We start from the raw sequence: 26654 nt of genomic DNA, 5'->3' as shown, positions 1-26654 counted from the left end.
CAAAAAGTTATGAACTATTGTTAGGTCGGCGCTAAAAACAACCCCCTATAGGAGTGAAAAAAGTGATAAGAGATAAAAGTACAACGATTCATCTATTTTTACTTTTGGTTGTTACAGCAGTTTTTATATGGTCAGTTATAAATCCAGCAGGATACTTGAACTGGGCATTGGAGGTTAGTCCTGCCATTGTCGGACTAATCATCGTAATTGCAACATACAGTAAACTTCGCCTTACTACTCTCTCTTATATCATTATTGCCATTCTAATGATTTTGATGTTTGTCGGCGGCCATTACACATACTCAAAAGTACCCCTTTTTAATTGGATAAAAGATGTTTTAAATTTAAATCGAAACGACTACGATCGATTTGGACATTTTCTTAAGGGTTTGTTTGCGATTGTAATAAGAGAAATATTATTACGAAAAACTCCAATAACCAAAGGCCCTTGGTTATTTTCCTTCACTATAAGTATCGCGCTTGCGATCGCTTCCCTGTACGAAATCATCGAATGGTTAAGTACTAAAATAACAAAAGGAGGAAAAGTGGTTAAAAACTTTTTAGGTATGCAAGGTGATATTTGGGATGCACAATGGGATATGTCGTTTGCCTTGGTTGGTTCGATTCTTGCGTTACTCTTTTTTTCAAAACTACATAACCAGCTGTTAAAAAAAGAATTAATAAGAGAGTCGAGGAAAAGTCAATCTAAAAGTGATTGAAGTAAATTATCAGAATGTATTACAAATGCGTGCAAATAGAAAAAGCCCTCCTCAAATGATATAAAAGGGATATACCATTAACGAGCGTTTTTGCCGTGAAAATTTATGCAGCTAATGATCATGAAAATCGCTCTGAAGGAGGGAGGTTCTCTTCGTTAACTATAAAAAGGTGTATCGCTTAATGCGGGACCTTGGTATATAGTCTATTATTCGAAAGAAGCGACACTTCTTTTAGGGGAAACCTCCTATCGTGTACCCAAATGTCTCAAATCGCGAATTTCAAGGCCGATATGAAAATGAGGTGCTCGTGACAGACATCACTTACTTGCCTTTTAAAGATGGATTCCGTTATTTATCCGTTGGACAAGACATCTATAACAACGAGATTGTTTCATGGAAAATCTCCAACCGTAACGACCTCAAACTTGTAGTAGACACTTTAGATGGTTTAATCCAAAAAAGGGATGTGTACAGGGCCATTCTCCATTCGGATCAAGGCTTCCAATACACATCCCATGCTACAATCGACGACTTCAACAGCTTGGTATCATAGGCAGCCACTCTCGTAAAGGAAACTGCCATGATAATGCCTGTGTGGAATCGTTCTTCTCCCATGTTAAATTGGAGATGTTGCACCTAAATGATTTTAAAACAGAAAAAGAATTGATTCAAGCCGTAGAAGTTTATATCTACTATTAGGGGTACCCCTATTATATTGTCTTTTCTTGAAATCTATGTTCATAAAAGAGGACGGGTTCCGTATCCTATTGCAAAATCCGAAATTGTAATCAAAATTGCATCTGAATTTGTAATGTGTTTTGTATCAATATTTTTACTAAAAAAGCAAACGCATCAGTCCTATACTGAGCCGTTTGCTTTTTCCTATACGTTAGCTTAATAAAAAAACAGGTTCAGAGGTTTGGTCTTACATTTCCTCTAACACTTTTTTAAGTTCTTCGCCCATTCTCGTCCAACCATGTTTCGCACCATTGAACGCTTGGTCTTCTTTTTCGAATCCTGTTTGTTCAAGATGTAAGTAGGTTGTTCCATCCTCTTGCTTCAATGTCCATGTGGAGGGCGCCTATCCAAAAAGATATCGGCAATGCTTCCCAATAAATCCAATACTGAAACTCAAGTAGAGCCGGGATGCAACCTCTAGCACCATTATTCCCAATAGGGAGCAAAGGGAAATGTATAATCGTGAGATTAATAGTCTCTAGATTGAATTACCCAATCCATTAGGGGTGGTAGCTTTGGAAAGCGTATATCTATTTGGAGAGGGATGACTGGATCAGCTGAGGGAGTATCTGCAAAAAAACTTGGAGTACACGAAAAATTACTTTGAACAGTTCATACCACAAATAAAAGTGGTGAAACCGGAAGGCACATATTTAGTACGGCTAGATTGTAGGGATTTAGGACTGACTTACAGTTCAAGAATTGGACGCTTTATGCTGCACAATGCGAAAATCGCGAAAAACGAAGGATATCTTTTTGGCCAGGGGGGAGGGTTTCAAGCGTATGAATATTGCTTGTCCAAGTGGCGACGATCTCCCTTGCCAAGACGGATCTTCGAATCGCATTTTCCTTTGTTGAGTTAACTGATCAGGACCAGCTTTTTGAACTTATCGCTCGGTCATGTAAAGAATTGAATCTATAGTGTAATAGAGACCTTTGCATAAGGTCTTTTTCTTCCTTGGTATTAGTGAATTGTTTTTCAAACCTGAGATAAAGATTTCTCTTATTAAAGAATTAACCAAGGTTTTCGATAGTGGTTATGGAAAGGTTTTCCCAAGATTTCAATAATATCAGGTAAAAGAGCGGAATATAGTTAGCGTTCCTGTGTTTTTTTATCGGTGGCTTGTTTTTTGCTAAATAGTTATATGAAAGCAAAAACATTAAAGAAATTATCCATAATAGGAGGACATTGTATCATGACAAAACAAACGAAGGACTATACACTGATCGACTTTATTCGAGATATGACATGGGTAATCGAGAAAACTGAGAGTAATGCCGTTCGGGTGGAAGAGGCAGAGCGTTTACTCGGTGAGCTGCTTCGTACCACATCCTGGTTCCCTCCCGAAAAGCGAAAGCCCAGCTCGGAAGGATATGCCCGTCATTCCCTTTACTGCGATCCGCATGATCGTTTTGAGATCATGGCACTTGTCTGGAAGCCGGGGCAGAAAACTTCACTCCATGATCACGATGGTACTTGGGGAGCTGAAGGGGTTGTGGCTGGAAAGATCAAGTTGAAGAACTATCTTCGAGTGGGAGAGATTTCAGAAAATTTAGTAAAACTTCAACAAACTGATACATTGATTGTAAATCAGCAAATGACTTGCAAACTTCTGCCCCCAGCGGATTGTCACATCCTTGAAACGGAGGGCGATCAAACAGCGATAACCATCCATGTTTATGGAAAACAACTCCGCAAGTTTCGGGTATTTAAGCCTTTACAAAAAGAAGGTATTTTTTCAGCCCATGATTACAATGTAGGGTATACTCCTGAACTAATCTAAGTTTATATGGAAATTGATTCCTCAAAATAGCTTCTCTTGTAATATAAATAATCCCTTGAAAGAATTTTTGCTACGAAACAGGAGGGGAACATGGCAAATTTAAACTATATCTAGAAGTTCGTTGACTCATGCACCAAGGGTTTAGTAGAAGTATTGGGTTTGGATGTGACGATACTGGATAAGCATAGAACCTGGATTAGTGGAACCGGTTACTATCAAGGTCTGATCGGAAAGCCGATTCCAGAGGGTTCGTTTTTAAAAATGATTGTAAAAACAAGTAAACCTAGCATACAAGGCTAACTAACAACTTTAAAATGATAGAAAACACAAAGCAATTAATAGAAATCTCACTAAATATCCAGAGGTACTACATCGCCATTAAGTTAAATTGGACTGAATTCCCATAAATGAATGTAGAGAATAAAATTGTTGTTTTGAAGGTACTTCGAAATATTAGTTTGATGGGTATATGGAGCTATCCATATCAGAGGTAACACATTAATAAGTTCCTGTACGCTATTTCAGTTATACGAAATCTAAAAAAAAATTTTGGTAACAGATATGTTAGTTGAAACACTTTATAGAAATAGCTTGAAGAGTTTATCACAGATGCAAAAATAGTTCCTAGTCCTAGGAAGAATTTAAACCTGATGATAAAGGCTTTTTATATATATTGATAGCAAAATTGGGAATTTCCATAGAGTGGGGTGCGCAAACCAAGCGGTTTTACAGGAGAAATTAGTTGGCATGGTTTTTGCTTATATAAATGATAAGTAAATAGAGAAAGGAGGGAGGAGATAAATCACCGTCTACTCTGCTTTGTTGGTGAGAGTCTCAGAAAAGAATGACAACGATTCAAGTGCTCCTCTCCATTTTTTCAGGAACTATTGTCGGATTCGTACTTGGTTTGCTCGGCGGAGGTGGATCAATACTTGCTGTTCCACTTTTGCTTTACGTTGTTGGTATGAAAGATCCGCATGTGGTAATTGGCACGACAGCGTCAGCCGTTGCTATAAATGCCTATGCAAACCTTATTCCACATGCACGAGCCGGCCATGTGCAATGGAAATCGGCGATTACTTTTGCCCTATCTGGTGCACTAGGTGCTTATACGGGATCGATTATCGGAAAGTTGGTACCTGGTAAACAGTTGTTATTTCTTTTTGCCATTTTGATGATCGTCATAGCTGTAAAAATGGTTATGCCAAAGAAAACGAAGAGTCAGGCAGATGATTTTCAAAATCAAGTGAAGCTTCCACTGTTGATCACCATGGCCATTCTAGTGGGGCTGTTATCCGGTTTTTTCGGGATTGGCGGCGGATTTTTGATTGTTCCCGGTTTAATTTTTGTAACAAGGATGCCAATGATTGCAGCAATTGGATCTTCTCTGGTATCTGTGGGCACATTTGGGCTTATGACAGCTATAAGCTATAGCTTATCTGGCCTTGTAAACTGGTGGATTGTGTTCGCATTTGTTGGAGGGGGAGTTGTCGGCGGAACAGTCGGAGCTTGGCTGGCAGTGCGCTTAAGCAAACAGCAGCGTACGCTCCATTATGTATTTTCCGGTGTTGTTATGTTTGTCGCCATTTACATGCTAATCATTAATGCTGAAGCGTTAGATTGGTGAGCTACTTAATAAAAATGAGATGAGGAGATTAGAATGGCAAAGATGAAGAATGAGACACATTACAAAGTTTTGATTGTAGGAGGGGGCAGTGCCGGAATTACGGTTGCAGCCCGTCTCCTGCGTGAATCTCGCACTCTGAGCGGAAACATTGCCATCATTGACCCTGCGACGAAACATTATTATCAGCCATTATGGACACTTGTGGGAGCTGGCGAAGCTGACAAAACTGTGACACAAAGGGAGGAAGCATCCGTTATTCCGAGCGGAGCCGTGTGGGTACAGGATGCGATAACCACATTTCAGCCAGATGAAAATGCTGTTGTAACAGCATCCGGAAAGAAACTGTACTACGAATATCTAGTTGTGGCTGCCGGGATTCAAATTAACTGGCATGAAATCAAGGGGTTAAAAGAGAGTATTGGAAAGAATGGGGTATGTAGTAATTACTCTTATGATTATGTTGATAGCACTTGGGAGGCGATCAGAAACTTCAAGGGGGGAACTTCCATTTTTACCAATCCGAACACGCCGGTAAAATGCGGTGGAGCTCCTCAAAAAATTATGTATTTGGCAGAAGATTATTTCAGAAAATCAGGAGTTCGCCCGCAATCTTCGGTTATTTTTGTTTCAGGCAGCCCATCCATATTCAATGTAAAAAAATATGAACAGGCACTAAATAAAATAATTGAACGGAAAGAAATCGAGACATGTTTTATGCATCATCTCATTGAAATTGATGGTGACAAGAAACGAGCGACATTTGAAAATCTGAACACAAAAGAGCGTGTGGATATGCAATATGACATGATTCATGTGGTACCACCGATGAGCGCCCCTGATTTTATCAAGAATAGTTCCCTCGCAGCTAGTAATGGTTGGCTGAATGTAGATAAATATACGCTGCAGCATGAACACTTTGACAATATATTTGGCATAGGGGATTGCACAAACTTGCCTACTTCAAAAACAGGAGCTGCAATTCGCAAACAAGCGCCCGTGCTTGTGCAAAATTTACTTCATCGGATGCGTGCCAAACAAATGGTTCATAAATATGACGGCTATACATCATGTCCACTTGTTACTGGATACGGGCGGCTTATACTGGCTGAATTCAATTATGATTTACAGCCGCAAGAAACTTTTCCTATCGATCAATCCCGTGAGAGGTTCAGTATGTATGTATTGAAGAAAAACTTGCTTCCCGTTATGTATTGGAACGGGATGCTTAAAGGTATGATGTAAAAACATTTCTGATAGGCATAACAAAACAAAAGTAAGCAAGGCCCTTAAAAGGAGGATGATTTATGCTACTCAAGTATTTTTATGATGAGAAACTGGCTCAAGCTTCATACCTTGTGGGATGTCAGGCTACTGGCGAAGCGATCATTGTTGATCCGTCACGTAATATAGAAGCTTACTTAAAAGCGGCAAGAGCACATGGTGTGCGGATCGTGGGTGTAACGGAAACACACATCCATGCGGATTTTTTGTCTGGTTCAAAGGAGCTAGCTTCAAGGCTTGGGGCCACATTGTATTTGTCTGATGAAGGAGGGGCGGACTGGAAATATGAGTACGCAACTGAATATCAACACTGCTTTCTAAGAAATGGAGATGTATTTTCCATTGGAAATATCAATTTTGAGGTGGTACATACACCAGGACACACACCTGAACATATATCGCTGCTCGTAACAGATGGGGGTGCATCTACCAAGGATCCACTCGGCATATTTACCGGAGATTTTGTATTTGTCGGTGATGTGGGGCGTCCCGACTTATTAGAAAAAGCCGCAGGGGTGCACGGGTCCTCGGAAAAAATGGCACGCATGATGTATCGGTCTTTACAGCAGTTTAAAAACCTTCCTGACTATCTGCAAGTATGGCCGGGGCATGGAGCGGGCAGTGCCTGTGGAAAAGCGCTAGGTGCAATCCCGTCGTCAACCATTGGATATGAAAAACGGACAAATTGGGCACTGCAATATGATAATGAGGATCGCTTTATAGAAGCGCTGTTGGCTGGACAGCCGGAGGCACCCCCTTATTTTTCAATGATGAAGCGGTTGAATAAAGAGGGATCGCAGCAAATTCGAAGTATAGCAGCACCACTTTGTATGGAGGTTTCAATAGATATTGTGCAGGAATGGACGGAACAGGGAATTGTCATTGATACACGTTCGGCCAGTGAATTTGCCACCAAGCATATACGAGGGGTAATTAATATCCCTTATAACAAATCATTTGTAACTTGGGCGGGATGGCTGTTGGATTATGACCGACCTATATATCTTCTGGCATGCAATGCTGATGTGGCAGATATGATAAATGATCTCCAGTCCATTGGTTTGGATCGCGTCGTTGCAACAATGGAACCATATATCATTGAGCAGGAAGGAGAATCTGATTCACGTGTTATGAAGTATGAAGAAGTGACAATGGACCAGATAGATGGCTCTATTCAAACAGAACGCATATATGTGCTTGATGTCCGAAGCTCGGGCGAATGGGAGGAAGGCCATATTCCGCAGGCGAAGCATGTGATGCTTGGTCATTTACAGGAACAGGCACACAAAATTCCGCATGATAAACCAATTTTGGTTTATTGTAAAACCGGCGGAAGATCAGCCATCGCTGCAAGCCTTCTACAAGTTCATGGTTTTAAAGAAGTACAAAGCCTTGTAGGTGGTTATGAGGAATGGAATAAACAGAAGAAGTTACGACCCACCAGAGATGCTAAATGAAATCTTTGAATTTTATCATCTATGCGAAAATACTTACCATAATTGCAAATGTAGTAATGCTTAGGATGAAAGGGTTTTTAAATAATGACCGCGGCATTAGGGGATTCAACCAAGAACCTCTATAAAAATAAGGAGATTTTATAAGTGAAATGAGTTGGCATGACAATTGCTTATATAAATTAGTAATGAGGCATAGTGCAAACAAACATAAGAAGGAGAGATACTCGATGAAATATAATTTTGACCAAGAAATCTGTCGACTGGGTACAGCTTGCGAAAAGTGGGATGATCTAGAAAATCATTTTGGCGTAAAGGATGTTATACCGATGTGGGTGGCCGATATGGATTTTCAGTCTCCACAACCTATCATCGAAGCATTAAAACAACGTGTGGAGCATGGTGTATATGGCTACACGCTTAGACCGGACTCGTATATGGAATCCATTGTTGGTTGGCTAAAAAGAAGACATCGATGGTCCATTGAGAAAGAATGGATTACCCACAGCCCAGGAGTGATTCCAGCCCTATCGTTGGCGATTCAGTCCTTCACGCAGGCGGGTGACAAAATAATTATCCAACCTCCTGTATACCATCATTTTGCCCGGGTGATCCAAGCGAACGGCCGTGAAATTGTAAACAACCCGCTTAAGCTTGAAAATGGGCATTATTCCATAGATTTCGAAGATTTAGAGGCAAAGATAGATTCAACGGTAAAAATGTTGATTTTGTGTAGTCCTCATAACCCAATCGGAAGGGTATGGAGCAAAGAAGAATTGACGAGATTGGGACAGATTTGTATGAAGCATAACATTCTCGTTGTGGCAGACGAAATTCATTCTGACTTTGTTTATAAGACACATACTCATATTCCTTTTGCCTCTATATCAGAAGAGTTTGCGAATCATTCTCTTACTTGCATTGCGCCAAGCAAAACTTTTAACCTGATGGGTGTACAGACGTCAAGTATCATTATTCCAAATCAGCAACTGCGCGATAGGTATGATCGAGAACTTAATACATTATCCATTGGTTCGCCGAACATATTTGGCGTTGTTGCGTTAGAGGCTGCTTACCGACACGGAGAAGAATGGCTCGATCAGCTCCTTGAATATTTGCAGGAGAATTTGGAGTTCACTCTGAGTTACTTCAGCAAAAACATCCCTCAAATCAAAGTCATCCAGCCGGAAGGCACATACCTTGTATGGCTGGATTGCCGGGAATTAGGGTTTTCGGTTAAAGAAATGGATCAATTTATGTTGCAAGAAGCAAGGGTTGCAATGAATGAGGGGCACATTTTTGGTATGGAAGGTGAAGGGTTTATGCGACTTAATATCGCTTGCCCGCGTTCGATGTTGAAAAATGCTTTGGGTGCCATAGAAAAAGCTGTCTCCTCTTTGTGCAAAGTGTAAGAATTTATTTTATAATAAATTTATTTTATTATTTCATATAGCACAATAGCAGAGGAGGATAATATGGCAGGCTTTACCGGCATGCAGCAGTTTATTCAAGATTACGCTGAGAACACAGCAGGAATCCTTGGTCTGGATATAACCGTGCTTGATGAAAAGGGCGTTCGTATTAGCGGAACTGGTTACTATAAAGATCTCATTGGCAAAACGGCTCCGGAAGGCTCCTTTTTCAGAATGATATTGGAAACAGGGGAGCCTGGAGTGGTTTATGATGTGAAAAAAGATGAGTCGCAGTGTAGGAGTTGTAAATTCGTAAATCAATGCAAAGAACTCGCTACCATCGGGTTTCCTATTGTAAAGCAAGACAAACCAGTTGGCGTCATCGGCATGATTGGTTTTTCCCATGAACAAAAGGAGAAAATGATTATAGAATCAGAGAATCTGATCCAGTTTTTACGCAATGTTAGTACATTGTTAGTCAATAAATTAGCAATGCTGGACCCTGATAAAGAACCGGGTTGCCAAATTCAAGAAGATATCCCGATCCCCCCGAAATCTATTACTTTTGAAAACATTCTTGGTAAAGATTCCGGGCTTCAAGATGTTATTAAAAAAGCAAGACGGATTATAAACAGCCCATCCACTGTCCTGATTAGGGGAGATAGCGGTACGGGGAAGGAATTATTAGCCAAAGCGATTCATTTTGAAAGCAAACGCCGGATGCATTCATTTGTAGCAGTTAATTGCGCTGCCATACCTGAAAGCTTGTTGGAAAGTGAGTTGTTTGGTTATGAGGGCGGATCATTTACCGGCTCAAGTCGGAATGGGAAAATGGGGAAATTCGAATTAGCGCACAACGGAACCATTTTTCTTGATGAAATTGGAGATATGCCGCTTTTCTTGCAGCCAAAGTTATTACGGGTTTTACAAGAAAGAGAGATTGAAAGAATCGGTGGAAAAAAAGCAATCGAGATTAATGTACGGGTGATTGCAGCCACTCACCAAAACCTGGAGGAAATGGTGCGAAACGGCACTTTTCGCGAGGATTTATATTATCGTCTCAATGTCATCCCTCTCCATACCAAACCCTTGCGAGAGCGGCGTGATGATATCGCTTTGTATCTTGAACATTTCATGCATAAACATTGTAAGATCGTGCAAAGGCACCCATTGAGACTGGACCCAATGCTGGAGCGATGGCTTATACGTTATGATTGGCCGGGGAATATACGGCAGTTGGAAAACGCCGTAGAATATATGACAAATATGGCTGAATCAGATATTGTATCCTTCCATGATTTACCTGACTATCTATTTCAACAGGATCATCTCACTGTGGAGAGTAGCGGATTAAGTTTAGAACAAATGATTTCAGAATATGAAAAAGACGTAATCCAGAGCTATTTCTTAGCTGAAAAATATCGGCATGATAAAGAACAAATTGCCCGGGAACTACAGATTAGTTTGTCTACTCTTTATCGCAAGTTGGAAAAATATAAATTATGTTAACTTCATATAAAAAATTTCTATTTTACTCAATTAAGTTACTTGAAATTAAAGAGAGAGTGCTCATATCATTTTTTCCGCCTGAATTTGAGAGGGGTGAGGACAAAAGCAGAAGGTAGAGGTATTTTAAAAATTGACTGAAAGTTCTAGAAATAATCAATAAAGAGATTTTTCTTAAGAACAGCCAGATGAGCCTTGCATACAAATTGTATTTGAACAATGAGCAATTAGGGGGGATATACTATGGGGAAATTAGAAGCAGAGGTAAGTAGCGTACAAGAAAAGAGAACTTCTGAAGCATCCTTACAAAGGAAGCTGAAACCCAGACATTTAACGATGATGGCTATTGGTGGCGCTATTGGAACTGGATTGTTTGTATCCAGTGGATCGACGATTAGCACTGCGGGGCCGGGAGGAGCGCTTGCAGCATACATACTTGTAGGAATCATGGTCTATTTTGTTATGAATAGTTTAGGAGAGCTATCGGCCTTCTTACCGGTCCCGGGGGCCTTTGATATCTATGCCTCAAAGTATATTGATCCTGCGTTAGGCTTTGCGTTAGGTTGGAACTATTGGTATACAACCGCTATAACGGTTCCTGCAGATTTGGTGGCCTCTACTCTTATTATGAAGTATTGGTTTCCGGACTCACCTTCTATCTTGTGGAGCGCACTATTTCTGGGCTTGTTGCTAATCTTAAATGTCTTATCAGTCAAGGCATATGGGGAAAGTGAATACTGGTTTGCCGGCATTAAGGTCATCTCGATCATCGTATTTCTCGTTATTGGGGTTGCCATGATTTTTGGAATTATGGGAGGACATGCGGTTGGGTTCAGTAACTTTACCCATGGAGATGCTCCTTTCAATGGCGGGCTTGTATCTATCTTTAGTGTAGTGCTCATCGCGGGCTTTGCGTTCCAGGGAACTGAGGTTATTGCGACGGCAGCCGGTGAAACCGAAAATCCATCGAAAAATGTACCGAAAGCGATTCGGTCAATCTTCTGGCGAATCCTTATTTTCTACGTGTTGACGATTTTTGTTATCGGTTTGATTATCCCTTATACGGATCCAAACCTGCTTAAATCTGGTGTTCAAAATGTATCTATCAGCCCCTTCACGCTTGTTCTTCAGAGAGCTGGGTTGGCATTTGCCGCTTCCGTCATGAATGCCGTGCTGCTTACATCTGTTTTATCAGCAGCAAATTCAGCAATGTATGCTTCTTCACGTATGCTATGGGCACTGGCGAAAGAAGGAAAGGCACCACGAATCTTTGCTAGGCTTAACAGAAAGGGAATTCCCATGTTGGCCCTTTGTACAACTGCTATTATAGGACTTGCCTCTTTTTTGGCTTCCCTTTTTGGAAATGGTTCAGTGTTTATTTGGTTGGTAAATGCTTCAGCCCTTACCGGATTTATCAAATGGTTCGGGATTGCCGTTAGTCATTACCGCTTCCGTAAGGCCTATGTAGCCCAAGGCAGAGATCTAAATGAATTGCCGTTTAAAGCCAAATGGTACCCGTTGGGCCCGGTAATCACGCTGTTATTTTTTGTGGTTTTCATTTTTGGGCAGACTCTTTTTTCTGGACATCAAATTAGCTGGGCAGAAATTATAGCGACGTACATTGGTCTTCCTATTTTCTTGCTTCTCTGGCTTGGTTATAAAATCATTAAGAAAACAAAAATAGTTCCGCTTATGGAGTGTGATTTTGAGCGCAAAGAATAAGAGGTAAGGCTGTAATTGAATGTAAGCGTTTTATTCAAAGGGAAATTAAATTCAATTCCGTATAAATAGGATTACAAAAAAAAAAGAGGTGTTTTATATGTTAAAAGAAACAATCATGACCAAAGAAGCCCCCAAGGCTATCGGTCCTTATTCACAAGCCATTAAAGTAGGAAATGTAGTGTATACTTCAGGGCAGCTTCCAATTTATCCTGAAACTGGAGAAATGCCTGATAATATTGAGGAGCAAACAAGGGTGTCATTGGAGAATCTTAAGAAGGTTGTGGAAGCGGCGGGAGCAAGCTTACAGCAGGTAATAAAAACAACGGTTTTTTTAAGTGATATGAGTCACTTTGCCGCGATGAATCATGTATATGGAGAATTTTTTACAGATAATTATCCAGCTAGAAGTGCGATTGAAGTTGCTCGTTTGCCTAAAGATGCTATGATTGAAATCGAAGCCATTGCTATGATTTAATAATAATAATAATAATAATTGAAAAGAGAATGTTAGAATGATATTCTCTTTTCTTTAATTTACATATGGTTAGTCTTAAACAGAGAAATATGGAGGAGATTTAATATGAATTTAGCACAATTCCCTAGACGGCGATATACACCAACCGATACACCTATTGAGAAATTACATCATTTTTCTGAATTTCTTGGGGGCCCATCCATTTATCTTAAACGAGATGATTTACTGGGTCTGACGGCTGGGGGAAATAAAACAAGAAAACTAGAGTTCCTTGTTGCCGATGCAATGGAAAAAGGTGCGGATACGTTAATTACATGTGGAGGCATTCAATCAAATCATTGCCGCTTAACACTAGCTGCTGCAGTTAAAGAGAAAATGAAGTGCATCCTTGTGTTGGAAGAAGGACTTTCAGAAAGTCCTGAGCCAGATTTTAACGGTAACTATTTTTTATATCATTTATTGGGCGCTGAAGAAATCAAAATTGTGCCTAATGGAGCGGACTTAATGCAAGAAATGCAGAAAGTAGCTAATGAGGTAACGGAGAAAGGGAATCGACCTTACATAATACCAGTCGGGGGATCCAATGTGATTGGTGCAACGGGATATGCTGCTTGCGCTCAGGAAATTTTGGCACAGTCATTTAATCAAGGAATCGATATGAAGTCAGTCGTTTGTGTAAGCGGCAGTGGGGGAATGCATGCTGGTTTGGTGACCGGATTTCATGGAAATCAAAGTGGAATATCGGTAATTGGAATAAACGTAAGCAGAGGAAAAGCTGAACAAGAAGAGAAAGTTTTTCAGCTTGTTAAAGAAACTTCAACACACATCGGCATTCCAAATTCAATCCCTCGTGAGGCTGTTATGTGTTTTGATGAGTATGTCGGACCTGGTTATGCTTTACCTACGCCAGAAATGGTGGAAGCTGTCAAACTCATGGCAAGAACAGAAGGGATTTTATTAGATCCGGTATATACGGGTAAAGCGGCAGCGGGACTCATTGATTTAATACAAAAAGGCACCTTTAAGCCGGATGATAATATACTATTTGTACACTCTGGCGGCGCCTCATCGCTATATGCCAATACTTCTCTCTTTTATTGAAATTTAAAACAAAAAGAAAGATGTGAAAGGTAATATCCGGTTCTGGTGTTAAGATTGCATTTATTGAAAGAAGTCTATATTTATTATAGAGTTTGGTTTTATGCAGCCATTCCAAATAGTTGATTCTTTTTATTAGCAGCTTGCTGATTCAGTTTAAAAGCAGTATTTTATGTTTGAAAAAACTTGTTTAAGCGTTTTAATATTTTAGGTCTTTAATGGACAAGCTATGAGTCATATAAATAAATAGATTTGTAAGTGCATAGAAAAAATGATCAAACTTTTTATAAAGTCTATGTCAGATTTTAATGTTGATTAGTCAGAAATTAAAAATAGAGTTGATTCTACAATACAGTAGAATCAACTCTATTTCGTTTATTATGGATTTTGATAATTTATAATTAAGTCTGATTGTTTGTAGATTGAAGTACAGCATTTGGGGGATAACTACAATGTTCGTAATAGCCCCTTTATTTTCGGGATAGTCGTTACTCTCTATAGAATAAGTGTGGGTAGTGAATTTGCAACGATAGGAGTATTAATCATTATATTCCCTATTCTTTTTATAGCTGGGGTAGTTCTTTTTTGGATATGGGATTGATAAAAGAAATTTAAATTATTATTGGTGTAGTTGAAACAAGTATTATTATTAAAGAGAGAAGCTTTTTCTGATGATACTTTCCATATGGTACTAAAACAATTTGTTGATGATTTAGGTGCTATGCCAATTTGGTTTGGGGATAAAAAATTTCAAGAGGATGTGTTAGAGGGATTCAAAAGATATTTTGAGGAAAATTCATATTTTCTCGATTTTTTTACAAATGCTTATTTGGCGGGTTTAGAAGAAGATGGGCTTCGATAACTTAATAATGATTTTTAACGTTACAACAGATATATGCTTATTCAGCTAACGGGTGCATAACTTCAATAAGAAGAAATGCTTTTTTACTACACCAGCTAATAGAGGTTATTTTTTTATTGAATTAAAGGGTGCGAATATTGATAATTAGGAGTAATTGGCAATCCCAGAACAGTTGATACTGTTAAAAACCAACATAAATGAAAATGTTCAAATGAAGATACACTATCTGATGATAAAAAAAAGTTATTTTAAAATACCTCTAAATCACATATGATTTATATGATTTATGAAGATAAGTTTCTATAAACTCAGCCAATCCATCATTTTCGTGGTGTCCTGTAACAAAATCAGCTGCTGCTTTAACCTCTTCGCTAGCGTTCCCCATTGCCACGCCAGTACCGACATGACGAAGCATCTCTATATCATTGGGTCCGTCTCCAATGGCTACGACTTCGCTTGGACTAATTCGAAATGCGTGAAGTAAGTTTTTTATAGCAGACCATTTGGAAACATTAGGAGCAACCATTTCAAACCCGTCATTCCAATTGATGACCTCTGCTTCCTTTTTAAACAAAGCGGATAATTCAGGTCTTGGTGCACCTGTTCGAACACTATATTTAAGAACATCTTGATAATTTGCCTGTCTTAAATCTCCAATATAACGTGGCGGAATTTGCCCAACTTTTGTCCAATAATCGATTTCTTCATTTGTTTCCTTACAATAAAGCCCATTTGCTGTATGGATAATAACATTACAAGAATTTTCAGCGGTCAGCTGGTGGAATCGTTCTTCGTTCAGTCGGACGGTTTTCATTTGCATAGCTCTTCCTGTCTCTGCATCGTGAATAGCGGCACCATTCAAACAGATCATTGGAGTTTGTAATCCAATTTCTTTATGGTAGGGAGCGGTTACTTCATAGTGTCGACCAGTAGCTAGAAAAACCTTGACTCCCTGATTAATGAGCCTATAAATGGCTTCCATATTTCGGCGGGAAATGTTGTTTGAGGCCTTTAGTAGTGTACCATCCATATCAATAAATATTGCACGCACATTCATTTATACTGCCTCCTCATCGTTGGTAAACCAATCATATCATCTGACTATTAAAGTCTTGTAAACTCAGTGTACAGATTTAATAAAGTTTATTGGGAAGTAAGGGACGGTTCTTTGCAAGATAAAAATATTATTCCATTAACGGGTGCTATTGTTGAATAAAACTTAGATTTTTATACAACTTTATTGTTGTATTTTTTAGTGTAGTGAAGTATCTTACATTAAAAATTAAACAACTATATTTTTAACCCCGTCCTAAATTTAGAACGAGGTTATGCTTGTTTAAGCTTTTAAAATTAAATAACTTTATTATCTCTACACACTTGCATACATTACCAATACCTTAAGCGGCACCATCTCCACTTACCGAATCGATCCCAATGGATCACTTTCGGTGGTAAGGCATATTACCAGTACACCGCCAGGTACAGCTCCAGGACTGCCGATGGATGTTGGAGTGAGTAAAGATGGACGGCATTTTTACACCCTTAACGGAAACCAGGGTACAGTCTCCGTATTTACTATTCAAGGTGATGGAAGTCTGGTTAGATTGCAGGTTGCTGCTTGGACTAACTTTCCTTACCTTGGATCGCAAGGATTAGCTATTCTTTGATTTTATTAAGTTCACTATATTTGGTGGAATAAAAAATAAAGGGATTTTTAAAAACAAGGCTGCCGACATAATGGCGGCTTTTGTTATGAGACAACATAATTTTCAGCATGAATTGTGAAGCATTGTACTTAAAGTAACGGGGCAGGTTAGTTGAAGTAGGAATGTTATAATTTTCATATTAGGACATTCGAAGGGAGGGCATTGAATATGTCTGATTGTTGTGCAACAAAAGAACAAGTTTCCGAAAATAGTGGTTCTGATTTGTGTCCGTCTTGTAATGTAAAAGGGAAAAATGTAAAAATAATTACGTTAAAATCAATGCTAAAACCATCAGTATTAGACTCTTTGAATGCAGGTTTAACTCATTATTTTTGTTCAACAGAAGGATGTAATGTTGTCTATTTTGATACAGGTAAAAAAATGTATCTAACGTCAGAAATTAAGGTTTCTGTTCATCAAAAAGATAAATCCTCTATTGTGCCTGTTTGCTATTGTTTTGGTTGGACAAAAGAGAAAATTAAGGAATATATAAAACAAGAACTTAGTCCTAAACCTATTGAACACATTCGTAAAAATATAAAAGAAAATCGATGTGGGTGCGAGGTAAACAATCCTCAAGGAAGTTGCTGTTTGGGGAATGTTACGAACTATATAAAAAGCCTTTCTTAGCAAAAAAAGTGTAACATACAATATTTCACTAACAGGTGCGTTAGTTGAGATCCGGGGCTGCCATTTGGTGGCTTTTTTGCTTAATGAGCTAACGGGTGCTTTACTTCAATAAGGAAGGTTGCTGAGGCAGCCTTTTTCTTATGGCACTATCGGGGCAGGATAATTGAAGAGTGCTGTTTAATCTTTGTTCAACAATAGGGCCATATTGTTGAAAAAGCCTGCTCATTTACAAATTCACAAAAGTTTAATATGAGGAATTATATACGTAAGTTGGAGGGACTTGGTATTATTTGTTTGTGATAGAACAATATTCTATAAGGTGGGGGAGAAAAATGGTTTCATCTCACGGATTCAAATTTGGTGGTGGAGTTGCAGCTATCTTAACGGGGCTATTCCTGTTTATTGCACATGTATTAAACTTTATTGCTGGTTCGGATTATGGCACAGTTTTAGGGCAAAGTCTGGTTTTTATCGCTCACATAATAGCTGTTTTTGCTTTTATAGGAATTTATGATTCGCAAGGACGAAAAAACGGAACATTAGGGTTATTAGGGATGGTTCTTAGTACAGTTGGAACTATTATTGTTTCTGCCGTCGTCTATGTGGAAATTGCCAGTGCATCTGGAGTTAATGTTAGTTCAGTTTTTAATGAAGGTGTTCCAAGAATCATTCTGATAGTTGGGCCGTTGATGTTTGTTGTTGGAATGCTATGTTTAGGTATCTCAACAATCTTAGTTAGAATATTGCCTCGATGGGGAGGTTCCTTGCTTGTTATAGGGAATGTAGTTTTCGCAATAGGTAGCGTGGCAGGAAATGCAGAACCGATAATTTCAGTTTTGGGCTCAGCAATAACTTGTGGTGGATTTATATGGTTAGGAATCTTTCTAATTAAAATGAGAGAAGAAGATAACCTTTCTTATTAAGCTAACGGGCGCGATTCTTTAATAAGAATTGCTTTTCTTAATAAACTAACTGGTGCGTTAGTTCATTCATTAAGGAATACAATAATGATCAATCTTTTTTATAAAAGAATAAATCCAATTAATAAGGGCATGTTTTGATTAATCTTTTTTCAAAACATGCTCTTCATTTTTGTTTTTTTATCCAGGTTAAAAGCGTTAATTTAAGCAAACTTTATTTTAAAGCTACACAAGGGGGGCATTCATAAAACTACTTTACCCATTGAAGGCAAATTATCCAATTAAAGAGCAGTGTCAGGTTTTTTTTAAAGTAGACGGTTAGCGAAGAACAATGGGGGAAATACTAAAGGGAAGAATGGTTATTTAGAATTTTCAGAAAATTATATTGACAATAAAATGACGTTGTTATATATTATTTATAAGTTAAATTTATTGTTATATAACAGAAGGAGGAATCAAGATGATGAACATTTATGATAAAGCCTATGAAAGTTATTTAAAGATTTGTGAAAGGTATGAAATGGAGTCGATCAACTTCGACCACTTCATCAAAAATTTAACCAAAGATCAGTTGGATGAATACAGTAAATTAGCCGTTTAAATGAAAGGGCGTGATTGCACAAGATGGACCTCCCGGTTGATGTAGATGTAGAAGCCAAATAGAAACCCCACCAGTTGCTAAATGGAAACAGGTGGGGTTTTGTCATGTGTTTAAGAGTTTATTTTTATTTAGTTGTAGTTTTAAAATAAAGTCGTACTGTTTTAAAAAAAGATGTACCGATTTAAATAAAGTTTAATCGTTTATAAAAATGATAAACCGAAATCAATACTTGATATTGGTTTTCCTTAATGAACTAGAAGGTTAGTTTAAGAAGGAATTTCTTAGTGAATGAGTGAATTTAATAGTTAAAGGAGTTGAAATAATGAGATTAGGATTAAAAAAAGATGAAATAAGGTTATCAGACTATAAAATCAAGATCATTAGGAGGAAGGTAGTGTGTCTAATAAAATAAAGAGTTACATTGACTATCCAATGGTAAAAATTCCAGGGGGAGAAATAGAATTAAGAGACGATAGAATAAAAAGCAAATGGAAAGCTGAAATAAGACCGTTTCTTCTTGCCCGGTATCCTGTAACTATGGGTCTATACTATGCTATTACAAATAAATCACCTAATACTTTTGACGGAGATCTAAAACCGGTTGTGAATATTTCTTGGAATGATGCAATTTCTTTTTGTAATCTACTTTCACAGAAAGCTGGACTGAAAGAGTGTTATTCTATAAGTAATGATGGTGAAAACGTTATTTGTGATTGGGAATCAAACGGCTATCGACTTCCTTCAGAAGCAGAGTGGCAATATGCATGTAAAGCAGGGACTACTGGTTATAGATACGGAGATCTTGATAAGATTGCCTGGTATAACGAAAATTCAGGTGGCAAGATCCATGAAGTAGGAAGAAAGGAACCGAATGCATGGGGTCTGTATGATATGTTAGGGAATGTTTGGGAGTGGTGTTGGGATTTATATGATGAACAAGTGTACGGCTCCTACCGAATTTTTCGAGGGGGTAGCTGGGCTGAAGAGGCCAGGGGTTGTGGGGCTTCGTGTCGTCGTCGTAGCCATCCGTCATTTTGTATAGACGACCTTGGATTCCGTCTTGCCCAGTCTTTTTAACTTCAACAAACAAGTCAACTTTCGAGGTTTTACAGCATAACCAACGGATAACAGTGACTGGCTACACGTCTTTGTTTAATGAGATGAAATCCAAAAAAAGGGCTCTTTCCACGTAGGAAAATCTGCTTTTTTTATTTTTTATTTAAGCCCTCATTAAAACAGAAAAAGATCACATCTGGGATCAATATATCCAGCACGTGACCCATTTTTCCACGTATCTCGGTCGTACCCCCTTAGCGTATGGAAAACCGGCTTTTTTCTTCCCAAAATTCTCTTAGCGTAGTTTTGTTGAGAGGACCCCATTATGCCAAATAACCTTAGTATACTGGGCCTCCTCATATAGCTCCCTGAACCATCCTTCAGAGCTTAGATTTTCTATTGCCATTTTTATCTTGGAATAGGAAGTAGATCTCATTATTATTGCATCTGAAATTATATGAATAAAATCCTCCCTGGCTAGATCCTCTATCTTTCTCTTACAACACAAACTTAGAATTATATATGCTAAGATTTATTAATGTAACCCCTTTTTAATGGGATGCATTTTATTTAATTTTATCTATTTTGTTCTTGGAATGAGGAGATTCCTAGACTTTCTTAATGAACTAACGGGTGCTTTACTTCAAAAACATGGGTTGCTGTGGCAGCCTTTTTCTTATGGGATTAACGGGGCAGGTTAGTTGAACAAGAAATGATATAAGAATCCTCATTAAAAGCATCGTAAAGGTGGCTATTCAAATGGGAAATTGGATTGAATTATCTACATTAGAATATAAAGAGGTATGGGATAGGATATATGATGCATTTAAATTTGAACCAGGTATGTCAGACTTTCCATCTTTTGAAGTGCCAAATCCATTTATCACTTATGATGTATCCAAGTATTTAAATGTGTCCGTAGATTTAGATACTTATGATGAGATTTATAATGACCTAGAGGAAAAATCATTGCTTGTCTTTCAAGAACTCACACAGAAAAATGAATATATGTATGCGTTAGATTGGCAACATCCAGGTTATTGGATAAACCCCCGTTTGGAGTTTCCGAAAAGTGAATTTGATGAATGGACAGTACCTATTTTTCCAAACGGTGATTATTACTTTTTTATTCATAAGAATTTTGAATGGGGATTATTAGGACACCCTTGGGAAAGAACCATAACTATTTTTGGAAAAGAATTGATAAAGGTTTTTGAAAAACATCAACCAAAAATGTTTCAAAAAATATTACGTCAGGGATAATGTAAACCTTGTTGAACTAACAGGTGGTGCTTTACTTCAATAAGGGAGGATGCTGCGGCATCCTTTTTCTTACGGAACTAAAGGGGCAGGGTAGTGCAATAAGATAAACTTATGAATCTGTATTAATAACCCGCAATTTTATTTATGTACCATAATTGATATGTTAAAGAAAAGAAAGGGGATTTGAAATGAGAATTTTTGATGCGCATTTTCATATTATTGATTTTGATTTTCCAATCATCGAAAACCAAGGATATTTGCCACCCAGCTATGTTGTAGAAGATTATCAAAATGAAACTGCTGATTTGAATGTATTAGGTGGAGCGATTGTATCTGGGTCATTCCAAGGGTTTGACCAAGAATATTTATTGAAGGCACTTAAACAAATGGGTTCAACATTTTGTGGCGTTACGCAATTACCTTTTACTGTGACGGGCGAAGAGATTATAAGTTTAAATAAAAATGGGGTAAAAGCATTACGTTTTAATATAAAACGAGGTGGTTCAGAAGATTTATCGAAGCTCGATTACTTTGCAAGGAGAGTTTATGATTTAGTAGGGTGGCATAGCGAACTTTATATTGATGCAAAAGAGTTACCCGAAATTGCATCTACTATTGAAAAATTACCTGCCATATCAATTGACCATTTAGGATTATCTGAAGAAGGATTACCTCATTTATTAAGGCTGGTGGATAAAGGCATTCGAGTTAAAGCAACTGGTTTTGGTCGTGTAGAATTGAATATTGAGAATGCCTTACACTCTATTTATGATATTAATCCAGACGCTCTTATGTTCGGAACAGATTTGCCATCTACAAGGGCGAAAAGACCTTTTGAGTATGCAGACATTGAATTGATTCAGCGTCTATTTGATGAAAAAGCATCCGATAATATATTGTACACGAATGCGTTAAAATGGTATTTTAAGTAATTCAGCCTTAAGATTTAGAATGAAAATTTAAAGTTGGTGAGTGAGTACACGTAAACTCTTTTTTTCTTATGGAGCTAAAGGGAAAAGCGCCTAGGCACTCCATTTTATTAAACTTCATGATGGGAAAACTTAATTTAATCTTTTGTAATCATATAGGGAAACAATTTAATTATGAATAGAAAACTAAGAGCCTTACTACAAAGAATGTTAGTAAGGCTCTTTAAAATTTTTAATTTTCAATGGGTTAACAAAGGTGTTTAATTCATCTATAATTCAGTAACCCCTGCGACTGCTAATTCTTGTTTTGCTTACTCTAGTCGTTCTTTATTTATATCAGCTAATAATAGTGTTCCTTTTTTACCAACTAATTCAGCAATCACTTTGCCCATTCCACCTGAACCACCAGTAATGACATATACATTATTCATTTTGTGAACCTCTAATTACTTTTTGATCTAAAGTATGGAACTCCTGCCAAAAATCCTGCTCTTGAGTAAACTTATAATTCATTAGTCTTAATCCTTCTAATTAACTCTTCAAACCAATATATTGTGTGATCTGTTCTGGTCGAAAAATAACCATCCAAAAATTCACGAATATTCTCGTTGCCTTTAGGGTCTGGCTCGAAATTCTCAAGCTGCTCCCAAATAGCCTTGATGGACTTTACTTTTTTTTTCAATATATCTACTACTTTATCCCGGTCTACATACTTGATGTTGGCTAAACCAACAATCATATCCTTAATTTCATCCGCACTTTCAAATAATTTATAGATTTTATTTGGTAGTTCTTCGCGACCCTTAGCCGTAATCGCAAATACCTGCTTATCAGGCCGATGTTCTTCTTTTATCACTTCAACTGGCTCGACTAAACCTTGTTTTACTAATGATTCAAAATGGTAGTACAGTTTACTTTCAGTTAACCCGCCTAGGCGATCCAACGGAATGGGTTCTGAAAGCTGCTTTTTTAATTTATAAGGATAATTTTTATCTTCCATCAGCTTGCTCAATATAAAAATTTGAATAGACATTTCCTACGCTCCTTTAAGAAGTATTATCTCCTTATTGTAGCAAAACCTAAGCTGTGATTTCAGCCGCATTCTTTTCAACTTCTGTTTCAGAAACCTGTCCTGGCATTGGTTTTTGAATAAATGCGACAATAGCCATATTAATTAACATCGAAACAGCACCAACCGCAACCATTGACCAAATATACGGACTTGGACTAATGCTGCCATATAGGTTTGCAAAGTACGCTTGCACCGAGTAATACATTGGTGAAATGTGGCTCATCCATTCATATGGTAAATACATCATATCACGTGTGATAGTGGCACCATTTGCTATTGTTTGAATTAATAAAATCGGTAAGTTTAAAATCATGCCGCCTTCACCTAATAAGAAGATTAAAATCGCTGTGAAATTAAAACATACCATATAGTTTAAAATTTGTTGACCTACTATACTGAAGAATAGGTCACCGCTTGGCTTGTCAATTAAATACGCTACACCTACAGCAACGAGTGATGAAATAACTGCAATCAATAACGCAGCTAATTGCACATAAATGAATAAACGTGTTTTACTTGCTTTTCCTCGACTGGCTTTAAATGTACCTACTAATTGCATCGCTCCAATCATCGCCCCAACATAACCGGCCATTGTTAAGAACATTGGCAGCATATTATTATTCATACCATCTGGTATTTCGTTGATTGTAACTACATTTCCGACATAGGATTTCTCAATCTTTTCCGCTAATTCAGCGGCTTGCTTTTCTGGTACATTAAAGTTCATCAATACGCCCTGGGCTGTTTGTTGTGAGAATTGTGTGCTTAACTGCTTGTTAATTTCAGTTACGATAGCATTCATGGTAGAAGAAACGACTGTTGCCCCTGCCTCATTGATTGTAAAGTCAATGCTTGATGACGCTTCACCTTTTTGCATATTCGCAGAGAAGGTTTTTGGGATGTGTACGACTAATGCCAAATCATTTTTCTCTAAATCTTTTAAGGCTTGTTTATTGGTTATATCCGTCTCGATTTCTTTAAAGGGTAAATTTTCTTGTAACTTTTCGGCAATCATCGCACCATTTTTACCGGCATCATCATTGATGATAGCGATAGGTAATTTATCGACATTTCCTGGAATGGCTGTATACCCAGGCAAGAAGATGCCTAGCATGGCAACAGCATAGAAAATCCCCATAAAGATTGCCGCAGTTGCCCCTCTTGTTTTTAAGAATTTAGTAAATTTCATCTGTTGAATCCATCCTTTTGAGTTAATTTTAACGTGTTGCTTTATTCAAAGTACTCAAGTTAGAGTAGTTTAAAAGAAGTACTTTGAATTCTATTTTATTTTTTTCAATAAGTCAATTGAAAAATTTTATGCAGAGGAAAAAACCCCCAACAAAGCAGGACGTCAAATCTTCTACTTTGTTGGGGGTAACTATTAGGGAGATCATTTGTAACTTGAATTCCTTCGGCAACCTTGTATGCCAAAAACCCTTCTCTAACTGCCGTATATGACCATGATCACCCAAAAAGGAGCAACAGTAACTCTTATGCAACTATAGGGGCAGGTTAGTTGAAGAATTATGTTAAAATGGAATAAATATACCTATCATTTTGGAAGGTTGAGTAAAATTGGGGATTGGGAAATTAAGCGAAAAAGTATCTGAACTTAGCGACGTAATACCGTATTATTTCTTTTGTCTATTCTTTTCTTGTATCTCTTTTTCTGTTTCTATAATTCTTTTTAGTGGAGAAATCTCTTGGTTGCGGCCATTGCCTGTTATTATTTATTCTTTTTATGTTGTCATACCTTACTTACTTTTTGCAGTACCATTGCAAATTACATGTAATAAACGTCCGAGAAAATTTAATGTATTTTATCTTTTAATTTACACGGTACTTTCTTTTGTAGCAGTAATTTTGTTTAATGGAATATTATTTGAAAGGGAACCTACATATTTAGTTAAAACCCAACTATATTACGGTTTAAGTTTTGCAGCAGCAGCTATTTATTGGTTTTGGGACTCTGTCTTCTTACAAAAGAAAATTAGCTAACGTGGTGCGTTAGCTGAAGGTCGGAGCTGTCTTTAAGGCAGTTTTTTCTTTATGCAACTAAAGGGGCAGTTAGTTTAATAAGGAACGATTTCAATAAATAATACTGTTTGAGGAAGTATAATACTAAACAACGGTTGTTAAACGATTTTGAATTTCCTTTAGAGCTAACGTGTACAAGAACTCGTGAACTGATATTAGTCAGTTCTTTTTTATTGGACAAAAAGTGCAGTTGTATTTTCATAAGTTTTTTATACAAAAAAATCAACATTTAGTAAATGATTTATTTACTAAATACGAAAAAAAGTTTGTTTATTAATCAATTTGGTATATAATACATTACTATATTAGGAGGTAATCAATGACTATTCAACAGGTTAGTAAAGAATATATCGAGTTAATCCCTAATTTGTTTAAGAGTTTTCAGCGAATGAATCAAAAATCTAGTAACTTAACGCATTTACAGAACCAAATCTTAGAATTCGTATTTATGAATCATAATCCCCGGACTATCAAACAAATAAGTGAAGGCCTAGATGTACCCAAACAGCAAATGACAGACTTGCTTAAGCGCTTATTTGATCAGGGTTACATTACTAAGAGTCAAAATAAGAATGATAAGAGGTCGTTTGTAATTGAGTTAACAGAGAAAGGAAAAACTTCACAACAAGAAAAATGGACGAAAATTTATCAGAACTTCGTCAATGACCTATCCAAGTTAGATAGTGAAGAGCAACTGGATCTTCAATACGCTTTGCATAAAGTGAATTACCTGCTTAAAAAAATGGAGGATTGATATATATGACTGAACGTGAGCGTGCCTTCAATGATAAGTCTAGGAGTTATTATCGGCTCAATTATTCCTTCTATTAATTAATTCGGCGAAATCGCTTCTGTATGAAGAATTCGTAATGATAGCTTAAAATAAGGAGGAAAGATAAATATGTCATTAAATTTACAATCTGTTCAAGGTACAATGCTAATACCTCTTTGGGGACGCGCCACTGCCAGTGAGAAGAATCCAGAAATTTTGTACGACAAGGAAGCGATAGAGATCATTGCAGGTTGTGATTTTAATTTTACCGAAATATCCAATACATTTGGAGAGTACGGAGGCATAAGCTATATAGTCCGAGCAAAAAAAGTTGACGATACCATCCGAGCTTTTATAGAAAAACATCCTCGGGCCACTATTGTAAACATCGGCGCGGGACTTGATACTACATTTTCAAGAGTTGATAATGGCACACTTAACTGGTACAACCTTGATTTACCAGATGCGATAGCTTTCCGCAAAACTCTTATCGCAGACTCTCCGAGGAATATCAGCGTTGCCAAATCATTTTTTGATGTTTCGTGGTTTGATGATGTGATTTTTAATGAGGAAGACGGCATACTTTTTGTATCTGCCGGTGTTTTCTACTATTTTCAGGAGAGTGAACTCAAAGGAATATTTCAGGAAATGGGGCTTCGCTTTCCAGGCGGGGAGTTGTACTTCGATGCGGAATCAAAATTTGCGTTAAAGACTTCAAATCGTACGGTGGAAAAAACGGGGAACAAGGGCGCAAAAATGTATTTCTATGTCAACAATCCAAAAGTATTTGAAGGCTGGTCGTCAAAAATCAAGGTATTATCCTGCGAATCGTACTTCAAAGGTATACCCGCAAGCAAGAAGTGGGAAAGTGGAACTCGTGTAATGGTGAGGGCTGTAGATTTATTAAAGATGATGAAGTTTGTTCATTTGCGTTTCGAGAGAAAGTAATGTCGAATCTAGCCTTATTCTAATAGGTCTAAAGCTTTCGCT

General features: G+C 37.6%; 27 protein-coding genes and 1 pseudogene. 24 read left to right on the top strand and 4 right to left on the bottom strand.

The features are described 5' to 3' along the window. Window positions 1-62: 62 nt before the first annotated feature. The 3 genes from AKG34_RS19675 (at window position 63) to AKG34_RS29740 (ending at window position 1418) form a co-directional block, all read left to right on the top strand. Window positions 63-719 (top strand): DUF2238 domain-containing protein, encoded by a 657-nt coding sequence (locus tag AKG34_RS19675; protein WP_053347663.1) that lies wholly within the window; start codon window positions 63-65, stop codon window positions 717-719. A gap of 250 nt (window positions 720-969) precedes the next feature. Beyond that, window positions 970-1272 (top strand): DDE-type integrase/transposase/recombinase, encoded by a 303-nt coding sequence (locus tag AKG34_RS27685; protein WP_161804956.1) that lies wholly within the window; start codon window positions 970-972, stop codon window positions 1270-1272. Between the two features lie 41 nt (window positions 1273-1313). Beyond that, window positions 1314-1418: an IS3 family transposase gene (locus AKG34_RS29740; protein WP_152952318.1), complete on the top strand. Its 105-nt coding sequence runs from the start codon at window positions 1314-1316 to the stop codon at window positions 1416-1418. Between the two features lie 226 nt (window positions 1419-1644). Here the strand turns inward: AKG34_RS29740 and AKG34_RS27675 are convergent, their stop codons facing one another. Further along, window positions 1645-1782: an SRPBCC domain-containing protein gene (locus AKG34_RS27675; protein ID WP_407946267.1), complete on the bottom strand. Its 138-nt coding sequence runs from the start codon at window positions 1780-1782 to the stop codon at window positions 1645-1647. An 871-nt stretch (window positions 1783-2653) separates the two neighbouring features. On the opposite strand from AKG34_RS27675, the gene AKG34_RS19660 reads away from it, so the two are divergent. The 11 genes from AKG34_RS19660 (at window position 2654) to AKG34_RS19615 (ending at window position 14678) form a co-directional block, all read left to right on the top strand. After that, the gene (locus AKG34_RS19660; RefSeq protein ID WP_053347661.1) at window positions 2654-3241 is read left to right on the top strand and encodes a cysteine dioxygenase family protein; all 588 of its coding nucleotides are present in this window, start codon (window positions 2654-2656) and stop codon (window positions 3239-3241) included. A gap of 159 nt (window positions 3242-3400) precedes the next feature. After that, window positions 3401-3541 carry a hypothetical protein gene (locus AKG34_RS28095; protein WP_161804955.1) on the top strand — a complete coding sequence of 47 codons (141 nt, stop codon included), beginning with the start codon at window positions 3401-3403 and terminating at the stop codon, window positions 3539-3541. A 544-nt stretch (window positions 3542-4085) separates the two neighbouring features. Next, on the top strand, window positions 4086-4868 hold the full coding sequence (locus tag AKG34_RS19655; RefSeq protein ID WP_053347660.1) for a sulfite exporter TauE/SafE family protein: 783 nt from the start codon (window positions 4086-4088) through the stop codon (window positions 4866-4868). A 42-nt stretch (window positions 4869-4910) separates the two neighbouring features. Continuing rightward, window positions 4911-6110, top strand: coding sequence for an FAD/NAD(P)-binding oxidoreductase (locus AKG34_RS19650; protein ID WP_053348172.1), 1200 nt, complete (start codon window positions 4911-4913; stop codon window positions 6108-6110). 62 nt (window positions 6111-6172) lie between these two features. Next, complete coding sequence (locus AKG34_RS19645; protein ID WP_053347659.1) at window positions 6173-7606, top strand: MBL fold metallo-hydrolase; 1434 nt, start codon at window positions 6173-6175, stop codon at window positions 7604-7606. A gap of 227 nt (window positions 7607-7833) precedes the next feature. Next, window positions 7834-9015: a MalY/PatB family protein gene (locus tag AKG34_RS19640; RefSeq protein ID WP_053347658.1), complete on the top strand. Its 1182-nt coding sequence runs from the start codon at window positions 7834-7836 to the stop codon at window positions 9013-9015. 63 nt (window positions 9016-9078) lie between these two features. Further along, on the top strand, window positions 9079-10524 hold the full coding sequence (locus tag AKG34_RS19635; protein WP_053347657.1) for a sigma-54 interaction domain-containing protein: 1446 nt from the start codon (window positions 9079-9081) through the stop codon (window positions 10522-10524). 240 nt (window positions 10525-10764) lie between these two features. After that, on the top strand, window positions 10765-12243 hold the full coding sequence (locus tag AKG34_RS19630; protein ID WP_053347656.1) for an amino acid permease: 1479 nt from the start codon (window positions 10765-10767) through the stop codon (window positions 12241-12243). A 97-nt stretch (window positions 12244-12340) separates the two neighbouring features. Further along, window positions 12341-12718 (top strand): RidA family protein, encoded by a 378-nt coding sequence (locus AKG34_RS19625; protein ID WP_053347655.1) that lies wholly within the window; start codon window positions 12341-12343, stop codon window positions 12716-12718. Window positions 12719-12823: 105 nt separating this feature from the next. Next, the gene (gene cuyA, locus AKG34_RS19620) at window positions 12824-13819 is read left to right on the top strand and encodes a D-cysteate sulfo-lyase (RefSeq protein ID WP_053347654.1); all 996 of its coding nucleotides are present in this window, start codon (window positions 12824-12826) and stop codon (window positions 13817-13819) included. A 628-nt stretch (window positions 13820-14447) separates the two neighbouring features. Further along, window positions 14448-14678, top strand: coding sequence for a hypothetical protein (locus tag AKG34_RS19615; RefSeq protein WP_053347653.1), 231 nt, complete (start codon window positions 14448-14450; stop codon window positions 14676-14678). Between the two features lie 259 nt (window positions 14679-14937). On the opposite strand, the gene AKG34_RS19610 is transcribed toward AKG34_RS19615, so the two are convergent. Then, window positions 14938-15735, bottom strand: coding sequence for a Cof-type HAD-IIB family hydrolase (locus AKG34_RS19610; RefSeq protein WP_053347652.1), 798 nt, complete (start codon window positions 15733-15735; stop codon window positions 14938-14940). 322 nt (window positions 15736-16057) lie between these two features. Between AKG34_RS19610 and AKG34_RS19605 the strand changes: the two are divergent. The 7 genes and pseudogenes from AKG34_RS19605 to AKG34_RS19580 form a co-directional block, all read left to right on the top strand. Then, window positions 16058-16345: pseudogene (locus AKG34_RS19605) on the top strand (beta-propeller fold lactonase family protein); the annotation flags it as partial. Window positions 16346-16552: 207 nt separating this feature from the next. Continuing rightward, window positions 16553-17014, top strand: a complete 462-nt coding sequence (locus tag AKG34_RS19600; protein WP_053347650.1) for a putative iron-sulfur cluster-binding metallochaperone — start codon at window positions 16553-16555, stop codon at window positions 17012-17014. Window positions 17015-17346: 332 nt separating this feature from the next. Then, the gene (locus tag AKG34_RS19595) at window positions 17347-17937 is read left to right on the top strand and encodes a hypothetical protein (RefSeq protein ID WP_053347649.1); all 591 of its coding nucleotides are present in this window, start codon (window positions 17347-17349) and stop codon (window positions 17935-17937) included. A 457-nt stretch (window positions 17938-18394) separates the two neighbouring features. Further along, window positions 18395-18535 (top strand): hypothetical protein, encoded by a 141-nt coding sequence (locus tag AKG34_RS28390; RefSeq protein WP_157444055.1) that lies wholly within the window; start codon window positions 18395-18397, stop codon window positions 18533-18535. Between the two features lie 432 nt (window positions 18536-18967). Next, on the top strand, window positions 18968-19612 hold the full coding sequence (locus AKG34_RS19590) for a formylglycine-generating enzyme family protein (RefSeq protein WP_180320483.1): 645 nt from the start codon (window positions 18968-18970) through the stop codon (window positions 19610-19612). Window positions 19613-20350: 738 nt separating this feature from the next. Further along, entirely contained in the window at window positions 20351-20854 is a 504-nt protein-coding gene (locus AKG34_RS19585; RefSeq protein ID WP_053347647.1) for a DUF2716 domain-containing protein, read from the top strand. Window positions 20855-21042: 188 nt separating this feature from the next. Next, window positions 21043-21786: an amidohydrolase family protein gene (locus tag AKG34_RS19580; RefSeq protein ID WP_053347646.1), complete on the top strand. Its 744-nt coding sequence runs from the start codon at window positions 21043-21045 to the stop codon at window positions 21784-21786. A gap of 499 nt (window positions 21787-22285) precedes the next feature. Here AKG34_RS19580 and AKG34_RS19575 read toward each other — a convergent pair whose 3' ends face one another. Both AKG34_RS19575 and AKG34_RS19570 read right to left on the bottom strand, forming a co-directional pair. Then, window positions 22286-22816 carry a PadR family transcriptional regulator gene (locus AKG34_RS19575; protein WP_053347645.1) on the bottom strand — a complete coding sequence of 177 codons (531 nt, stop codon included), beginning with the start codon at window positions 22814-22816 and terminating at the stop codon, window positions 22286-22288. Between the two features lie 46 nt (window positions 22817-22862). Then, window positions 22863-24044, bottom strand: coding sequence for a YhgE/Pip domain-containing protein (locus AKG34_RS19570; protein WP_053347644.1), 1182 nt, complete (start codon window positions 24042-24044; stop codon window positions 22863-22865). A 386-nt stretch (window positions 24045-24430) separates the two neighbouring features. Between AKG34_RS19570 and AKG34_RS19565 the strand changes: the two genes are divergently transcribed. The 3 genes from AKG34_RS19565 (at window position 24431) to AKG34_RS19555 (ending at window position 26612) form a co-directional block, all read left to right on the top strand. Continuing rightward, window positions 24431-24853, top strand: coding sequence for a UPF0715 family protein (locus AKG34_RS19565; protein ID WP_083450853.1), 423 nt, complete (start codon window positions 24431-24433; stop codon window positions 24851-24853). 358 nt (window positions 24854-25211) lie between these two features. Beyond that, complete coding sequence (locus AKG34_RS19560) at window positions 25212-25646, top strand: MarR family winged helix-turn-helix transcriptional regulator (protein ID WP_053347642.1); 435 nt, start codon at window positions 25212-25214, stop codon at window positions 25644-25646. Window positions 25647-25793: 147 nt separating this feature from the next. Further along, entirely contained in the window at window positions 25794-26612 is an 819-nt protein-coding gene (locus tag AKG34_RS19555; protein WP_053347641.1) for a class I SAM-dependent methyltransferase, read from the top strand. Window positions 26613-26654: the final 42 nt, after the last annotated feature.

The sequence above is a fragment of the Peribacillus butanolivorans genome, from assembly GCF_001273755.1.
In the GTDB taxonomy this organism is placed as follows: Bacteria; Bacillota; Bacilli; order Bacillales; family DSM-1321; genus Peribacillus; species Peribacillus butanolivorans.
Note: the sequence above shows the minus strand (reverse complement) of the source record. Positions and strands in the feature narration are given on the sequence as shown.

Bases quoted from the DNA above. Each gene is read 5' to 3' on its own strand.
- AKG34_RS19660 (WP_053347661.1), top strand. From the start codon at position 2,654: ATGACAAAACAAACGAAGGACTATACACTGATCGACTTTATTCGAGAT.
- AKG34_RS19655 (WP_053347660.1), top strand. From the start codon at position 4,086: ATGACAACGATTCAAGTGCTCCTCTCCATTTTTTCAGGAACTATTGTC.
- AKG34_RS19650 (WP_053348172.1), top strand. From the start codon at position 4,911: ATGAAGAATGAGACACATTACAAAGTTTTGATTGTAGGAGGGGGCAGT.
- AKG34_RS19645 (WP_053347659.1), top strand. From the start codon at position 6,173: ATGCTACTCAAGTATTTTTATGATGAGAAACTGGCTCAAGCTTCATAC.
- AKG34_RS19640 (WP_053347658.1), top strand. From the start codon at position 7,834: ATGAAATATAATTTTGACCAAGAAATCTGTCGACTGGGTACAGCTTGC.
- AKG34_RS19635 (WP_053347657.1), top strand. From the start codon at position 9,079: ATGGCAGGCTTTACCGGCATGCAGCAGTTTATTCAAGATTACGCTGAG.
- AKG34_RS19630 (WP_053347656.1), top strand. From the start codon at position 10,765: ATGGGGAAATTAGAAGCAGAGGTAAGTAGCGTACAAGAAAAGAGAACT.
- AKG34_RS19625 (WP_053347655.1), top strand. From the start codon at position 12,341: ATGTTAAAAGAAACAATCATGACCAAAGAAGCCCCCAAGGCTATCGGT.
- cuyA (WP_053347654.1), top strand. From the start codon at position 12,824: ATGAATTTAGCACAATTCCCTAGACGGCGATATACACCAACCGATACA.
- AKG34_RS19610 (WP_053347652.1), bottom strand. From the start codon at position 15,735: ATGAATGTGCGTGCAATATTTATTGATATGGATGGTACACTACTAAAG.
- AKG34_RS19600 (WP_053347650.1), top strand. From the start codon at position 16,553: ATGTCTGATTGTTGTGCAACAAAAGAACAAGTTTCCGAAAATAGTGGT.
- AKG34_RS19595 (WP_053347649.1), top strand. From the start codon at position 17,347: ATGGTTTCATCTCACGGATTCAAATTTGGTGGTGGAGTTGCAGCTATC.
- AKG34_RS28390 (WP_157444055.1), top strand. From the start codon at position 18,395: ATGATGAACATTTATGATAAAGCCTATGAAAGTTATTTAAAGATTTGT.
- AKG34_RS19590 (WP_180320483.1), top strand. From the start codon at position 18,968: ATGGTAAAAATTCCAGGGGGAGAAATAGAATTAAGAGACGATAGAATA.
- AKG34_RS19585 (WP_053347647.1), top strand. From the start codon at position 20,351: ATGGGAAATTGGATTGAATTATCTACATTAGAATATAAAGAGGTATGG.
- AKG34_RS19580 (WP_053347646.1), top strand. From the start codon at position 21,043: ATGAGAATTTTTGATGCGCATTTTCATATTATTGATTTTGATTTTCCA.
- AKG34_RS19575 (WP_053347645.1), bottom strand. From the start codon at position 22,816: ATGTCTATTCAAATTTTTATATTGAGCAAGCTGATGGAAGATAAAAAT.
- AKG34_RS19570 (WP_053347644.1), bottom strand. From the start codon at position 24,044: ATGAAATTTACTAAATTCTTAAAAACAAGAGGGGCAACTGCGGCAATC.
- AKG34_RS19560 (WP_053347642.1), top strand. From the start codon at position 25,212: ATGACTATTCAACAGGTTAGTAAAGAATATATCGAGTTAATCCCTAAT.
- AKG34_RS19555 (WP_053347641.1), top strand. From the start codon at position 25,794: ATGTCATTAAATTTACAATCTGTTCAAGGTACAATGCTAATACCTCTT.